10 protein-coding genes are annotated in these 14,608 nt (G+C 70.0%); 5 read left to right on the forward strand and 5 right to left on the reverse strand.

The genetic code is table 11. The annotated features are described in order from the left end of the window. Positions 1 to 36 precede the first annotated feature (36 nt). Complete coding sequence (locus tag H5398_RS10755) at positions 37 to 1,338, forward strand: SWIM zinc finger family protein (RefSeq protein ID WP_182783067.1); 1,302 nt, start codon at positions 37 to 39, stop codon at positions 1,336 to 1,338. After that, a complete protein-coding gene (locus tag H5398_RS10760; protein WP_182800005.1) occupies positions 1,335 to 3,842 on the forward strand; it encodes a DUF6493 family protein in 2,508 nt (835 codons plus the stop codon). The genes H5398_RS10755 and H5398_RS10760 overlap by 4 nt, the downstream gene beginning before the upstream one ends. Here the strand turns inward: H5398_RS10760 and H5398_RS10765 are convergent. The 4 genes from H5398_RS10765 to uvrC all read right to left on the reverse strand — a co-directional run bounded on the left by H5398_RS10765 (position 3,839) and on the right by uvrC (position 7,726). Further along, positions 3,839 to 4,462 (reverse strand): CbiQ family ECF transporter T component, encoded by a 624-nt coding sequence (locus tag H5398_RS10765; RefSeq protein WP_182783069.1) that lies wholly within the window; start codon positions 4,460 to 4,462, stop codon positions 3,839 to 3,841. The two genes, H5398_RS10760 and H5398_RS10765, sit on opposite strands and share 4 nt — an antisense overlap. Beyond that, a complete protein-coding gene (locus H5398_RS10770; protein ID WP_182800006.1) occupies positions 4,459 to 5,154 on the reverse strand; it encodes an energy-coupling factor ABC transporter ATP-binding protein in 696 nt (231 codons plus the stop codon). Before H5398_RS10770 ends, H5398_RS10765 begins: the two co-directional genes overlap by 4 nt. Further along, entirely contained in the window at positions 5,151 to 5,741 is a 591-nt protein-coding gene (locus tag H5398_RS10775; RefSeq protein ID WP_182783071.1) for a biotin transporter BioY, read from the reverse strand. Before H5398_RS10775 ends, H5398_RS10770 begins: the two co-directional genes overlap by 4 nt. Before the next feature lie 65 nt (positions 5,742 to 5,806). After that, a complete protein-coding gene (gene uvrC, locus H5398_RS10780) occupies positions 5,807 to 7,726 on the reverse strand; it encodes an excinuclease ABC subunit UvrC (protein ID WP_182800007.1) in 1,920 nt (639 codons plus the stop codon). A 31-nt stretch (positions 7,727 to 7,757) separates the two neighbouring features. Between uvrC and H5398_RS10785 the strand changes: the two genes are divergently transcribed. Next, on the forward strand, positions 7,758 to 8,147 hold the full coding sequence (locus tag H5398_RS10785; protein ID WP_182800008.1) for a Rieske (2Fe-2S) protein: 390 nt from the start codon (positions 7,758 to 7,760) through the stop codon (positions 8,145 to 8,147). A 750-nt stretch (positions 8,148 to 8,897) separates the two neighbouring features. Here H5398_RS10785 and uvrA read toward each other — a convergent pair. Then, positions 8,898 to 11,750 (reverse strand): excinuclease ABC subunit UvrA, encoded by a 2,853-nt coding sequence (gene uvrA / locus H5398_RS10790; RefSeq protein WP_182800009.1) that lies wholly within the window; start codon positions 11,748 to 11,750, stop codon positions 8,898 to 8,900. A 25-nt stretch (positions 11,751 to 11,775) separates the two neighbouring features. Between uvrA and H5398_RS10795 the strand changes: the two genes are divergently transcribed. Together H5398_RS10795 and uvrB are read left to right on the forward strand one after the other, a co-directional pair. Continuing rightward, positions 11,776 to 12,465 carry a maleylpyruvate isomerase family mycothiol-dependent enzyme gene (locus tag H5398_RS10795; RefSeq protein WP_182800010.1) on the forward strand — a complete coding sequence of 230 codons (690 nt, stop codon included), beginning with the start codon at positions 11,776 to 11,778 and terminating at the stop codon, positions 12,463 to 12,465. 52 nt (positions 12,466 to 12,517) lie between these two features. After that, positions 12,518 to 14,572, forward strand: a complete 2,055-nt coding sequence (gene uvrB, locus H5398_RS10800) for an excinuclease ABC subunit UvrB (protein ID WP_182800011.1) — start codon at positions 12,518 to 12,520, stop codon at positions 14,570 to 14,572. Positions 14,573 to 14,608: the final 36 nt, after the last annotated feature.

Genomic DNA, 14,608 nt, shown 5'->3' on the forward strand with positions numbered 1-14,608 from the left:
CCCACGCTGGGCGAACCCGGACCCTATGCTCGGTCCATGTCGCTGACCTCTGCCGCATCGTCGACCGCCGGGCCGCACTCGGTCTCCCTTGCCGCCGGCCCCGGCATCGGGCCCGCCGGGAGGGTGGAGAGTCCGCACTTCTTCTCCGGAACTGTCGTCGACGCCGAACAGTGCGCTCGGGGGATCCTCGCCGTCGCCGACGTGGCGGCCACCAGCTATTACCGGCGGATCGAGTGGAGTTCGTTGGACCCTGTGGTCACCAGCGACGGGGAGCGCCTGCGGTTCGAGTCGTTCTCTGGCTGCGGCGGGGTCTACGCCCGTTTCGACCTGCTGCCAGAGGCCCTGTCCGGAGCGCCCGGCGAGCTGGGGACAACGAACATCGACGTCAACCAGCCCCTGCGACACGCGCTCGCCACGGTGCGCTCGGGCGAGCCGCTTCGGCTCGAGGTGGGCGCTGACTCGCTCAAGGCGTCCACGGTCACCGGGGAGGTCACCGAGCGCAAGGTGAAGCTGCCGGAGCGATGGATCCGCGGGTTCGGGGAGGCCTCGGTCGCGGCCTCCTCCATGAGACTTCGTGCGGAGGTGGGGCCGGCCGATGCGCTCCGGTTCCTCCGGTCACTTCCGCGCGACGGCCGCCGCCTCTGGATCGTCCCCTCGGGTCGGTCGCTGCGGGTCTCCGCCGTCGCCTCGCCAGGCGCGATCCACCTCGACGGCGTCGCCCGCCTGACCGAGCTGCAGCCGCTGCTGCGCTGGGCGACCGCACTGCGGGTCCACGCGCCTGAGTCCCCCGACGCGTCCCCGACAGCGAGCGCATGGGAGCTGGTCCTTCGGTCGGCCCGGCTGACCCTGACCATCTCCCCCGAGGTCCCACGCGGATTCAGCGGGGAAGGGGCTGTCCTGACGGACCTGGCCGCGGGAGACCCGGAGGATGCCGACGCCGTGCTGGAGCAACTCGCATGGACCCCCGGTGCAGCCTCCGACACAGTGGCGTTCGCGCTCGGCTGGGACGAGTCGCGGGTGGTCCGCGCACTCACGCTGCTGGGCACGTCGGGGCGCGTCGGCTTCGATACGGCAGAGAGCACCTACTTCCACCGCGAGCTGCCGTACGACTCGGCAGCGGCTGCGCGTCGGAACCCCCGGCTCGTCGGCGCCCAGCGGCTCGTCGCCGCGGGCGCCGTGACGTGGGAGGGTGATCGTGCTGTCGTCGACTCCGACGGCACGCTCTACCGGCTGCGCCGTCACGGCGATGGATGGGCCTGCACCTGCCCGTGGTGGACCCGCTACGAGGGCCATCGCGGCCCCTGCAAGCATACGCTGGCCGTGGAGCTCACACGATGATCGACCTGCGGCGGCTGGAGGCAGCCCTGCGCAGCGACGATTCCGCCGCTGTCGCCTCGGCGTTCACCGGCGCCTCCGAGGCGGATCGAAAGCAGGTCCGCCCGTTCCTTCGCGCTCTGCAGAAGGAGCGCTCCGAGTACTGGCGCACCGGACGCCGACCGGCGCGACCGGTGGGGGAATTCGCCCTTGACACCGCGCGGCTCGCCACCACGCCGTCGGCGGAGGGTGCGGCGAGCGTGCTGCGCGGGGGCGACCACCCGGTCCGCACTCAGGTCATCCTGGAGCGGCGGGTGAGCTGGCTGCCGAAGCTTCTCGTTCTGCTGACCACCGTGAGCGTGAGCGCCGAGACTGGGCGCGCGGAGGTGCCGTGGCAGGTGGTCGACGCGCTGCTGGACCGCTGCGGCCTCAGCCACCTGGACACGCCGGACTACGCCTTGAACTATCTGCGGAGGCAGGATCCGCGGCTCGACGCCGCGGCGCAGCTCGCCGTCGATCCCGCGCTGCCACACCTGCTGCTGCGCGCCCTTGAGTCGGATCGCCTGCACGACGCAGTCGTGGCCGACTGGGTGAATCCCCACGCCAAGGGCCGGGAGCGGCGCTGGGCCGAGATCGCCGCGGCCTGGGCCGCCTGGGGCGCGCTGGACCGCGCCGAGCTGCACCGTCGGGTGGTCGCCGCCCTGATCCGCGGCGGGATGCAGCCGCACCTGCGCGTTCTGGTGTGGATCCTCGAGGAGTTGGCTCCTGACCCCGCTGAGCTGCGCCCCCTGCTGCGCGACTATCTGGCACTCCTGGACAGTCGGCAGGGATTCGTCGCCGCTCGCGCCCTGCGGTCGGTCCGAGCCATGGACGCGGAGGAGCACCTCGTCGCCGCGACACTCACCGACGCGTGTGCCCGACTGCTGTCCCGCGCGGACACCTCGCTGCCCCAGGCGGCGCTCTCCTGGCTGCGGCTCCTCGCGGCACGGGAGCCGGCAGCCGTCTCGGAGGTCGTTCGAGCGGCCACTCTCGGACTGGGCCACCCCAAGCGGGCCGTCCAGGAAAAGGCTCTCGCGCTCATCGAGCACCTGGGCCCCGTCGACGACGCCTCATCCGCGGAGGTGGCGTGGGCCTTGGAGGGCGTGGACGCGACGGTGCGCGGCGCCACGGTGCGCGCGTCCGACCTGCTCCCGGAGCGGCCGCCGCTCCCCGCCTGCCCGCCTCTTGAGCCTGTGACCTCCGGCGATGAGCTGGTGGACCTTGCTCGGCGCATCGCGAGCGTGGAGGGGCGCTTCGGCGACGACGAGCGCCTCCTCAATGGCGTCGCCGCGTTCGGCGCCCGGCTCACCCGGGAGCAGAGGGCGGAGCTCTCGCAGCACCGTCCCGGCTGGGGGCTGACCGATCTCCTCATCGACGGCCTCACCAGACCGGCACCCGGCCTCCTCGGGAGGCTCCTGGGTTCCGTGCCTGGCACGCGACGCAACGGAATCACGCGAGGACAGGGCGAGCGGGCCGACGACGTCCTGGCCGCCGTCCGCGCCGGCACGTCCGCGCCGTTGGTGTCGTTCCCCCGGGACGCCTCCGGCCTGGTCGACCCTGACGCCGTGATCGCGGGCCTCGAGCGTGCGCTGTCCGAGCGGCGCCGGGTCCCCGCCACCGACCTGGAGGTCGCCTGGCTCCGGCTCCCCCTGAATCACTCCGCCGACCTGGCCCCCCGGATCGCGGCTGTGGGCGGCCCCGATGCGGCGTGGCTGTCGGCGCAGCTGGGGCACAAGCTGGAGCCTCCGGTCCTGGCTCTGCAGAACGTCCAGCGGGAACGCGGCGCCGGTGAGGAAGTCCGCCTGAGAGGTTCCTGGCCCGGGGCGAGGGGGCGCGGCGGAAAGGTGCTGGCCAGTTGGGGGGACCTGCCGGCACTGGACAGGTACGACCTGTCGACGCAGCTGCCCGAGGTGGCGCTCTTCCCCACACAGCGGGAGTTGCTCGCCGCGTATCTCCTCCGCACCGTCGCCTTCTGGATGGGCGACCAGACCCCAGCGCTGGCCCTCCTCCCCCACCAGCAGGGGCCGACCGGTCCCGTGACGGCAACGCTGCTCGCCCTGGGCGCGTCGAGCGATCAGATCCCGGCCCGGGCTGGAGCCATCGACGCCACCCTGGGCCTGCTGGCGAGGGGGCAGCTCACAGGCGACGCGGCGGGCGCCGCCTGGGCGAGGCTCGTCCCCCATCACCAGGTCAAGCTGCCTCGCTGGCACGCACACCTGCGCGACGTGGCGGGCTCCAGCGTCGCCGGAAACGAGTACGTCTGGGACGTGCTCCGGCAGGTGCTCGCGCTCGGGCTCCCCACAGGCCTCGCGAAACGTGCCGGGGCGGCGGACCTGGTGGGCCTGGCTGCGGAGGCTGCGCTGGCCATCGGTGCAGGAGGCGAGGTTCCCGGGCTGGACGAGGTGGCCGAACGCCCGGGTCGAAGCCGAATCGCCACAGAGGCGCGGCGCCTGCGCGACGTCCTCCGTGGCGGCACAGGCGCCGGCTAGGCCCCGTCGTCGGGGAGGCCCCTGGCGTGGAGGGCTTCGCCTGTGCGCTCCGCGTAGGCCACGGCCCCCACCACCACCGGGGTCAGCAGCAGGGCCGGATTGCGGTCCCGGCCGCGGGCGCGGGCGGCGTCGCGCGCGTCGTCGATGGAGCCGATGAGGTACGGCACTGAGCGGATCATCAGGGCGACGGCAAGAGCCACCTGCTGCGGGTCGATCCGCAGCCACCGCACCGGGGCGAGGCCGCGGGCCAGCGCGTCCATCAACACCGGGGTGGAGGTGGTGAGGGTGAGCATCCGCGCAGCCAGGACGGCGACGAGGATGTTGCCGGACTGCACCACCGCCGCTGTCGGATTGAGCGAGATCAGGTGGTAGGCCGCCATCACGGCGAGCAGCATCCAGAGCACCCACCCGATCCGCAGCGCCCGCACGGGCGTGATGCCCGAGGTCCACAGCAGCCCCAGCACCACCGCCAGAGCGGCGGCCGTCACCCACCATGTGCCGGCAGCCAGCGGAGGGATGGTCACCGCGAGAAGAAGCAGGTACTTGGCCCCCGTGCCGAGCCGGAACAACCAGCCCTCCCCTGGCTCGTAGAGCCCCAGTAAGGACGCGTGCGCGTTCACACCACCACCGCCTCGTAGGCCGCGAGCGCCTCGGCGGGGACTCCGTCGGCCACGACGCGGCCCTCGTGCACCACGATCACCCGGTCCGCATCGGCGGCGATGTCGAGGTCGTGGGTGGAGAAGATGATCTGTTGACCCAGCTCGGCGAAGGTCCTGCGCAGCTCCCGCCGGTTGCGGAGGTCGAGGAGGGTGGTGGGTTCGTCGGCGACGAGGATCGACGGCTCGACTGCCAGCACGCTGGTCAGCGCCACCAACTGGCGCTCTCCACCGCTGAGGTCGTAGATGCTCTGGTGCGCCAGGTGCCCCAGCCCACGGGCGTCAAGCATCTCCTGCGCGCGGCGGTTCCGCTCGGCCCGACCCCTGATCCGGCCACGGAGGCTGAGCTCGACGTCCTCGATGGGCGTCGACATCAGCAGTTGGGCGAGCGGATCGGTGAAGACGAAACCGACCCGCGCACGCACCGCCCTGGCGTCCTTGACCGTGTCCAGGCCGTCGACGGTGACCGTGCCCACCGTCGGACGCCGGAGGCCGTTGAGCAGACGCAGCAGGGTGGACTTCCCCGATCCGTTGGCGCCGACCAGCGCGATGCGCGGCTCGGCGAGGTCGAGGGTGACGGGATGGAGGAGCACGCGGTCGGCGTCGCCCCGGCGCACGGCCGGGATGACGACGGTGACCCCGCGCAGGCTGATCATCGGCCGAGCAGCCTCGGGAATGCCTTGTGCACGGCGAACGCGATGACGGCGGCAACGATTCCCTTGAGGATGTCGCCGGGCCAGAAGGCCAGGTCGCTCAGCCAGATCTCGCCGATGGGCTTGCCGACCGCGCGCGCGATGCCCGCCACGCCGAGCGGCCAGATGATCAGCACCCGGGCGGCGAAGACACCGAGGAAGAACAGCACGGGCGTCCACCTGCTCAGACCGCGGCGGACCGCCCACTGGGCGACGAGGCCCACCGCGAACGTCGAGAACAGGAAGGCCACGAGGTAGCCGCCGGTGGGGCCGACCAGCACGGCGAGGCCGGCGCGCCCCCCGGAGAAGACCGGCAGCCCCGCGAGGCCGACCAGCAGGTACAGCCCAACCGCGGCGGCGCCGCGCCAGGCCCCGAGGCAGAGCCCGGCAAGCGCCACGCCGAGCGTCTGCAGCGTGATGGGCACGCCCAGGCTGCCGATCGGGATGGGCGGTGTCAGCGCGAGGGCCGCGATCAGCGCCGCGAAGACGGCGACGTAGGCGAGGTCCGCCGGGGCGAAGCTGCGGACAGTTGGTGCGGTGGTGGCGCTCATGAAGGGCTCCTGTGGTGAGGTGTCGCCCCATCCTGCATCAGAGTTTGAACGTTGTTCAAATCGGCTCACGTCTCGGTCACCTCGCCGGTGGTGAGATTGATGGCCTCGCCGCCCGTATCGGCCACCGCCGCCTTGACGGTGAGCGCAAGCCGGGGTCCGAATCCGGGGACGGCGGCGATCTCGTCGACGCTGGCCTGCCGCAGCTTGCGCAGACTTCCGAAGTACGTGAGGAGCGCTTTGCGGCGCAGCTCGCCCAGGCCCGGAACGTCGTCGAGGACGGATTCGACGACCTGCTTGGCCCGTCGCGACCGGTGGTGGGTGATCGCGAACCTGTGGGCCTCGTCGCGCAGCCTCTGGAGGAGGTAGAGCCCCTCCGACGCCCGGGGCAGGATCACCGGGTACTCCTCCCCCGGCACCCACACCTCCTCGAGCCGCTTGGCCAGGCCGCAGAGCGCGATCTCACCGTCGAGCCCCGCCGCGGCCAGCGCGGCCGCGGCGGCGTTGACCTGCGGGAGGCCGCCGTCGACCACGATGAGCGCCGGAGGATAGGAGAACTTCGCCGCCTCGCCCGTGGTGGCGTCCACCTTGACCTCCGAGGCGCGGTCGTCGACCAGGCGGCGGAGCCTCCGCTGAAGCACCTCGCTGATGGCCGCCACGTCGTTGGAGCCCTCGAAACTCTTGATGATGAACCGCCGGTACTGGCTCGTGCGGGGAAGCCCGTCCTCGAACACCACCATCGAGCCCACCACCTCCTCGCCCATGGTGTGGGAGATGTCGTAGCACTCGATGCGCAGGGGCGGCTCGGACAGCCCGAGGGCGTCGGCGATCTCGTCGAGAGCCATGTTGCGGGTCGTGAGGTCTGAGGCGCGCCGGAGTTTGGCCTGGGCGAGCGCCATCTCCGCGTTCCTCACCGCCGTGTCCAGCAGCGCCCGCCTGTCGCCGCGGAGGGGGACCTTGATGCTGACGCGCGCCCCGCGCCGCGCGCTCAGGTGCTCGACGAGGGTGTCCTCGGCCTCCACGGAGGTGAGGATGTGCGGCGGGATCTCAAGGTCGTCGGTGTAGACCTGCTCGAGGAACACCTCCAGCAGCTCTGTGAGCTCCGTGTCGTCGGCGCGGTCCGCGATCCAGCCGCGCTCCCCCAGGATGCGCCCGTCGACGACGTGGAAGACCTGCACCGCCACCTGCTGCCCGTCGTCGGCGAACCCGACGATGTCCGCACGGGTGCCGTCGGCCAGCACCACCGAGTTCTTCTCCTGCACCCGCTTGAGCGCCCCCAGCGAATCCCGCAGGACCGCCGCCCGCTCGAAGTTGAGCTCGGCGGACGCCGCGTACATGTCGCGCTCGATCCGGCCGATGATGCCACCGGTGTTTCCGCCCATGAAGGAACAGAAGTCCTCCGCCACGGCCCTGTGCTCCTCTGCAGAGACCCGCCCCACGCAGGGCGCCGAACACTTGCCGATGTCTCCCAGCAGGCACGGCCTGCCCGAGGAACGGGCGCGGTTGAACACGCCCTGGGTGCAGGAGCGCATGGGGAAGACGCGCAGGAGAAGGTCCACCGTCTCCCGGATGGCCCAGGCCTGGCCGAAGGGCCCGAAGTAGCGGGTGCCGCGCTTCTTGGCACCGCGGCCCACGAAGACGCGCGGGTACTCGTCGCTCATGGTGACCGCGAGCCACGGGTAGGACTTGTCGTCGCGGTACTTGACGTTGAACCGCGGGTCGAACTGCTGGATCCAGGTGTACTCGAGCTGGAGCGCCTCGAGCTCGTTGGCCACCACGGTCCACTCCACCTTGGCGGCTGTGCGGACCATGGTCTGAGTGCGGAAGTGCAGCGCCGACGGGTCAGCGAAGTACGAGTTGAGGCGTTGGCGCAGGTTCTTGGCCTTGCCAACGTAGATGACATTGCCGAACGCGTCGAAGAATCGGTAGACCCCGGGACCTGTGGGAATGCTGCCCTGTGGGGGGCGATAGCTCGCGGGATCGGCCATGCGCGCAAGTGTAGGTGCGTAGGCTGAGGCCATGAACACGCGGAGAGAGCTGATCGCCGGCGGCGCCGCCATCGCCGCTGCCCTCCTGGCCGGATGTGCGGCGGATGAGACGTCGTCCAGCTCGGCCCCCGCCGACGAGGTGACGGTGGCCAAGGATTCGGTGCCAGTCGGCGGCGGCCTCGTGCTCGACGGCGGGTTCGTCGTCACCCAGCCCGAGGAGGGCTCGTACTTCGCCTTCTCGTCGCGCTGCACGCATCAGGGCTGCACGGTCTCCGACGTGCGCGACGACGGCATCTTCTGCAAGTGCCACGGCTCGCTGTTCGCGCTCCTCGACGGCACTCCGCTTCAGGGCCCGGCCACGGACCCGCTGGTGCGCGCCACCCTCACCGAATCGGGCACCGACCTGATCGTCACCGCCTGACCCGACGCGGCAGACCGGGAATACCCCCGCGCTGTCGGGGTTGGGACGCCCTGCGAGCCGATCGACGGGGTCCGACAGCCTAAATGTCACTTCTGGTGTCGACTACGGCACCACCTCTAACGTTTAGCGGGAGGAAGTTGGAGGCAAGGGCGCTAACCGTCACTTCTGGTGTCGACTACGGCACCAGAAGTGACAGCCAGGCGACAGCGACAGCTGCGGGGCACATTGGAAGACGACGCGAGGGTGAAGGACGGCAGCGTTGGCGCCTGCGGTAAGTCTGGCCGCCCGCGCAACAGCGCCGGCGGCTGAACCCAGGGCAGGCGGCTCCGGGGCGCCTGCGATCTAGCGCAGGCGCCGGGACACAAGCCAGGCGACTCAACGCAAGACAGGCGCCGAGACATAAGCCAGGCGACTAAACGCAAGACATAAGCCAGGCGACGAGACGGGGACAGCAGGACGGCGGGTGGTGGGGGCCGGGGCAGGTTGGGTGGGCGTTGATGACGGCGCGGCAGCGCGAAGCGCCGCCGCCGGCATCATGGGCGGCCCGGCCCCCACCACCCGCCGTCCAACCCGACCCCGCGCCAACCTCGGGTCCCATCGTTCAATGTCGCGAAGCCCCTCGCGGTTCCTGTTCCTCCAGAACGATGGCCGGGAGCCCTGGGGCATCGAGAGCCGATCTGGAGGAACAGCAACCGCGGGCAGGGCGGGCGCCCCAACCAGATGCGCTGGACGATGGGAACCCAGGGCTCCTCAGGAGCGGTCGAGAAGGGTCTTGAGGAACGTACCGGTGGCGGACCCCTCGGTGACGGCGATCTCCTCAGGGGTCCCCGTCGCGATCACCTGGCCTCCACGGTTGCCACCGTCGGGTCCCATGTCGATGACCCAGTCAGCCGACTTGATCACGTCCAGGTTGTGCTCGATCGTCACCACCGTGTTCCCGGCGTCCACCAGCCTCTGTAGGACCGCCAGGAGCCGCCGGATGTCCTCGAAGTGCAGGCCCGTGGTGGGCTCGTCGAGGACGTAGAGGGTCCGCCCGGTTGAGCGCTTCTGCAGCTCGGCGGCCAACTTGACGCGCTGCGCCTCTCCGCCGGAGAGCGTGGTGGCGGGCTGTCCAAGCCTCACGTATCCGAGGCCGACCTCCGTCAGGGTGCGGAGGAACCGCGCGATGGACTGGATGGACTCGAAGAACTCCACCGCCTCGCTGATCGGCATGTCCAGCACTTCGGCGATGGTCTTGCCCTTGTAGTGCACCTCGAGTGTCTCCCGGTTGTACCTGGCGCCGTGGCACACCTCGCACGGCACGTAGACGTCGGGAAGGAAGTTCATCTCGATCTTGATGGTGCCGTCGCCCATGCAGTGCTCGCACCGGCCACCCTTGACGTTGAAGGAGAACCGGCCCGGCTGGTAGCCGCGCACCTTCGCCTCCGGCGTCTGGGAGAAGAGGGTCCGGATCTTGTCGAAGACGCCGGTGTACGTGGCGGGGTTGGACCGCGGGGTGCGACCGATCGGCGACTGGTCCACCTGGATGACCTTGTCGATGTGCTCCAGCCCCTCCAGCGACTTGTGCCGGCCCGGTACCGCCTTCGAGCCGTAGATGGCCTTCGCCGCAGCGGTGTAGAGGATGGAGTTGACCAGCGAGGACTTGCCCGAGCCGGAGACGCCGGTCACGGCGATGAACTGGCCCAGGTTGAAGGCTGCGTCGATGCCGCGCAGGTTGTGCTCGCGGGCGCCTTTGACGACGATCTGGTGTCCGTTTCCGGGGCGCCGCACCGCTGGGACCGGGATGGACAGCCGGCCGGAGAGGTAGGCCCCGGTTCGTGATTCCGGATGGTTGAGGAGGGCCTCGACCGGGCCGGACACGACCACCTCGCCGCCGCCCTCCCCGGCGCCGGGGCCGATGTCGACGGCCCAGTCCGCGGCGCGGATGGTGTCTTCGTCGTGCTCGACGACGATGAGCGTGTTGCCGAGGTCGCGGAGCCGGTGCAGGGTCTCGATGAGGCGCAGGTTGTCGCGCTGGTGTAGTCCGATGCTCGGCTCGTCCAGCACGTAGAGCACCCCGACGAGGCCGGAACCGATCTGGGTGGCCAGCCTGATGCGCTGCGCCTCGCCGCCGGAGAGGGTGCCGGCCGCCCGCGACAGCGTGAGGTAGTCCAGCCCCACGTCGAGCAGGAAGCGGAGCCGGGCGTTGATCTCCTTGACGAGTCGCTCGGCGATGGCGGCGTCGCGCTCGGTGAGTTCCAATGCGGCGAGGAAGCTGGACGCTTCACCGATGGAGAGGCTGGACAGGTCCGCGATGGTGCGGCCGGCCACCGTGACCGCCAGGCTGGAGGGCTTCAGCCGCGCCCCGCCACATGCGGCACAGTTGATCTCCCGCATGTATCCGCCCCAGCGGTCCCGTGCCGAGTCGGTCTCCGCCTCTTCGTGGCGCCTGCGGATGAAGGGAATGACACCCTCATACTTTTGTGAGAAGGACCGCACACGGCCGAAGCGGTTGCGGTAGCTCACCACCACATTGCCCTTGGCGCCGTGCAGGAGGAGCTTCCGCGCCGCCGGCGACAGCTCGCGCCACGGCTCGTCCACCGAGAACCCGTGCTCCTCGGCCAGGGAGCGCAGCACGTGCTCGTAGTGTGACTTGATGGTGGGCGTGGTCCAGGGCGCGATGGCACCCTCGGCGACGGACAGGTCGTCGTTGGGGATGAGCAGCTCGGGGTCCGGGTCCAGCAGCGTGCCGAGGCCTGAGCATTCCGGGCAGGCGCCCCATGGCCCGTTGAAGGAGAACTGTCTCGGCTCCAGTTCGTCGATGTTGACATCGTGCTCGTTGGGGCAGCCCATCTTCTCCGAGAAGCGGCGCTCCCGTTCCGGGTCGGTCTCGGGCAGGTCCACGAAGTCGATGGTCACCACTCCGCCGGCCAGGCCCAGCGCGGTCTCCACGGACTCGGTGATGCGCTGCTTGGCGTTGGGCCGCACCACTGCGCGGTCCACCACCACCTCAACGTCGTGCTTGCGGTTCTTGTCGATCGACGGCAGTTCCGTGAGCGGGTATGTCTCACCGTCGATGCGGACCCGGCTGTAACCGTCCCCGACGAGCTGGCGGAACAGCTCGGCATGTTCGCCCTTGCGGCCGCGCACCAGCGGGGCGAGGATCTGGAAGCGGGTCCCCTCGTCCATCGACATCAGCCGGTCCACGATCTGCTGCGGCGTCTGCCGCCCGATCACGGCCCCGCACACCTCGCAGTGGGGTACACCGATCCTGGCGAACAGCAGGCGGAGATAGTCGTAGACCTCCGTGATGGTGCCGACGGTGGAGCGCGGGTTGCGGCTGGTGGACTTCTGGTCGATCGACACCGCGGGTGACAGCCCCTCGATGAAGTCCACGTCCGGCTTGTCCATCTGACCGAGGAACATGCGCGCGTAGGCCGACAGCGATTCGACGTAGCGCCGCTGCCCCTCCGCGAAGATCGTGTCGAAGGCCAGCGAGGACTTGCCGGAGCCGCTCAACCCGGTGAAGACGATCAGAGAGTCCCTCGGCAGCTCGAGGGAGACATTCTTCAGGTTGTGCACGCGGGCACCCCGCACGACGAGCCGATCATTCACGCCCGCCATGGTACGGCTTTGCTAGGTTGGGGCCATGCCCACGAGCCGTGCCCCCTTCGTCGACGTGGTTGCCGCGGTGCGCGAGCACACGTCCCAACTGCTGGGGCGGACCATCGGCCTGTCGGACGAGGATTGGGCCGCGCCGACGGCCTTGCCCGGCTGGACCCGCAGCCACGTGGCCGCTCATCTCGTCGACGGGGCCCGTAGACTCGTGCGCGTCATCGACGGGCTCCACTCCGGGCAGTCGCGGACGATGTACGACTCCGAGGCCGAGGAGCGGCGCACCATCGAGTTGGGCGCCTTGGCCGGCGGATTGGAGCTGCAGATTCAGCTGGACACCACCGCCAGCGAGCTGCAGGAGCTGTTCGGCTCGCTGGAGGGCGATTCGTCGCCGGTGGATCTTCGACCCGGATACCGCATCAAGGCGTGGCAGATCCCGCTGTCCCGGCTCGGCGAGGTGGTCGTGCACGAGATGGATCTCGACAGCCGCTCCACCACCATGGACCTGGCATCTGAGACCGCGGTGTCGCTGCTGGCCTTCCAGGTCGAGCGGCTGGCGCATCGCCACGACCGCCCTGCCGTTCGCCTGGTGGCCGACGAGGGCTACGAGGCCGTCCTCGACGGCGAGGGCGACTTCACCGAGGTGCGCGGCCCCGCCGCGGACCTCATCGCGTGGCTGGCGCGGGGCGTCAATTCCCCCCGCCTGATCCGCACCTTCTCCTGACGGGAGCCTTCCCTCGGGCGGGCTGTCGGTGGGCACTATTACCCTGGCTCTCATGCGTCCTCTCGAAGAGCTTCAGCGCCAGGTGGCGCCGCTGCAGGTGATCTCCGACTACGAGCCTGCCGGGGACCAGCCGCGCGCCATCGCCGAGTTGCAGCGCCGGATCGGGGCCGGGGAGAAGGACGTGGTGCTGCTGGGCGCCACCGGCACGGGCAAGACGGCCACCGTCGCCTGGCTCGCAGAGCGGCTGCAGAGGCCCATGCTGGTGATGCAGCCCAACAAGACGCTTGCCGCCCAGTTCGCCAACGAGCTGCGGGAGCTCCTGCCCAACAACGCCATCGAGTACTTCGTCTCCTACTACGACTACTACCAGCCGGAGGCCTACCTCCCCCAGACGGACACCTACATCGAGAAGGACTCCTCGCTCAACGAGGAGGTGGAGCGGATGCGGCACGCGGCCACCAGCTCGCTGCTCACGCGGCGAGACGTGATCGTCGTGGCCACGGTCTCGGCCATCTACGGTCTGGGCACGCCTCAGGAGTACCTGGAGCAGCGGGTCACCCTGCGCGTGGGCGACGAGATGGACCGGGACCAGCTGCTGCGGCACCTGGTGGACATCCAGTACGCCCGCAACGACATCGGCGCCGGCCGCGGCACGTTCCGGGTCAAGGGTGACACGCTGGAGGTGTTCCCGATGTATGAGGAAAACGCGGTGCGGGTGGAGTTCTTCGGCGATGAGATCGAGCGGATCGCCACCATGCACCCCCTCACCGGGTCCGTGATCCGGGAGGAGCAGGAGACCTACATCTTCCCTGCCACGCACTACTCGGCGGGCGCGCACCGGATGGAGCGGGCCATCTCCACCATCGAGGTGGAGTTGGCGCAGCGGCTCGCCGAGTTCGAGTCGCAGGGCAAGCTCCTCGAGGCGCAGCGCCTCCGGATGCGCACGAGCTACGACATCGAGATGATGCGCCAGATCGGCACCTGCTCGGGCATCGAGAACTACTCGCTGCACATCGACGGCCGAGCCCCCGGGTCGGCGCCGAGCTGCCTGGTGGACTACTTCCCGGAGGACTTCATGCTCGTCGTCGACGAGTCCCACGTCACCATCCCCCAGATCGGTGGCATGTACGAGGGCGACGCCTCCCGCAAGCGCACCCTCGTGGAACACGGCTTCAGGCTGCCGAGTGCCATCGACAACCGGCCGCTGAAGTTCGACGAGTTCGTGGAGCGGATCGGGCAGACGGTCTACCTCTCGGCCACCCCCGGGCCCTACGAGATGGAGCGCTCGGACGGCTTCGTCGAGCAGATCATCCGTCCCACAGGCCTCGTGGATCCGGAGGTGGTCTTGAAGCCCACCAAGGGCCAGATCGACGACCTCATGGCGGAGGTCAAGCAGCGCGTCGAGCTCAACGAGCGGGTGCTCGTCACCACCCTCACCAAGAAGATGGCCGAGGATCTGACGGACTATCTGATGGACCACGGGATCCGGACGCGGTACCTGCACTCGGACATCGACACGATCCGGCGCATCGAACTGCTCCGCGAGCTGCGCCTGGGCGAGTACGACGTGCTGGTGGGGATCAACCTGCTGCGCGAGGGCCTGGACCTTCCCGAGGTGTCGCTGGTGGCCATCCTGGACGCCGACAAGGAGGGGTTCCTGCGCTCGGCGCGATCCCTGATCCAGACCATCGGGCGCGCCGCCCGGAACGTGGCGGGCCAGGTGCACATGTACGCGGACAAGATCACGCCGTCGATGGCGCAGGCGATCGACGAGACCAACCGACGGCGGACCATCCAGGTGGCCTACAACCAGGAGCGCGGCCTGGATCCGCAGCCACTGCGCAAGCGCATCGCTGATGTCTCTGAGATGCTCGCGCGGGAGGACGCCGACACGGATCAGCTGCTTGAGGCGGCCAAGCCGTCGGGCCGTAAGGGCCTGGATCCGACGAGGCTGGCCCAGGACGAGCTGACCACACTGATCGCGGACCTCACGGCGGCGATGCACCAGGCTGCCGCGGAGCTGCACTTCGAGGTGGCGGCGCGGCATCGCGACGAGATCTCGGACCTGAAGAAGGAACTCCGCGGCATGATCGAGGCGACGAAGTAGGCCCTCAGGGCGCGCCCCTAGACTTCACCACACCCC

This window comes from Tessaracoccus sp. MC1679 (genome assembly GCF_014164775.1).
Classification (GTDB): Bacteria; Actinomycetota; Actinomycetes; order Propionibacteriales; family Propionibacteriaceae; genus Arachnia.

Excerpts from the sequence above, each read along its gene's own strand:
- H5398_RS10795 (WP_182800010.1), top strand. The coding sequence starts at position 11,776 with ATGCCCACGAGCCGTGCCCCCTTCGTCGACGTGGTTGCCGCGGTGCGC.
- H5398_RS10775 (WP_182783071.1), bottom strand. The coding sequence starts at position 5,741 with ATGAGCGCCACCACCGCACCAACTGTCCGCAGCTTCGCCCCGGCGGAC.
- H5398_RS10770 (WP_182800006.1), bottom strand. The coding sequence starts at position 5,154 with ATGATCAGCCTGCGCGGGGTCACCGTCGTCATCCCGGCCGTGCGCCGG.
- H5398_RS10785 (WP_182800008.1), top strand. The coding sequence starts at position 7,758 with ATGAACACGCGGAGAGAGCTGATCGCCGGCGGCGCCGCCATCGCCGCT.
- uvrA (WP_182800009.1), bottom strand. The coding sequence starts at position 11,750 with ATGGCGGGCGTGAATGATCGGCTCGTCGTGCGGGGTGCCCGCGTGCAC.
- uvrB (WP_182800011.1), top strand. The coding sequence starts at position 12,518 with ATGCGTCCTCTCGAAGAGCTTCAGCGCCAGGTGGCGCCGCTGCAGGTG.
- H5398_RS10755 (WP_182783067.1), top strand. The coding sequence starts at position 37 with ATGTCGCTGACCTCTGCCGCATCGTCGACCGCCGGGCCGCACTCGGTC.
- H5398_RS10760 (WP_182800005.1), top strand. The coding sequence starts at position 1,335 with ATGATCGACCTGCGGCGGCTGGAGGCAGCCCTGCGCAGCGACGATTCC.
- uvrC (WP_182800007.1), bottom strand. The coding sequence starts at position 7,726 with ATGGCCGATCCCGCGAGCTATCGCCCCCCACAGGGCAGCATTCCCACA.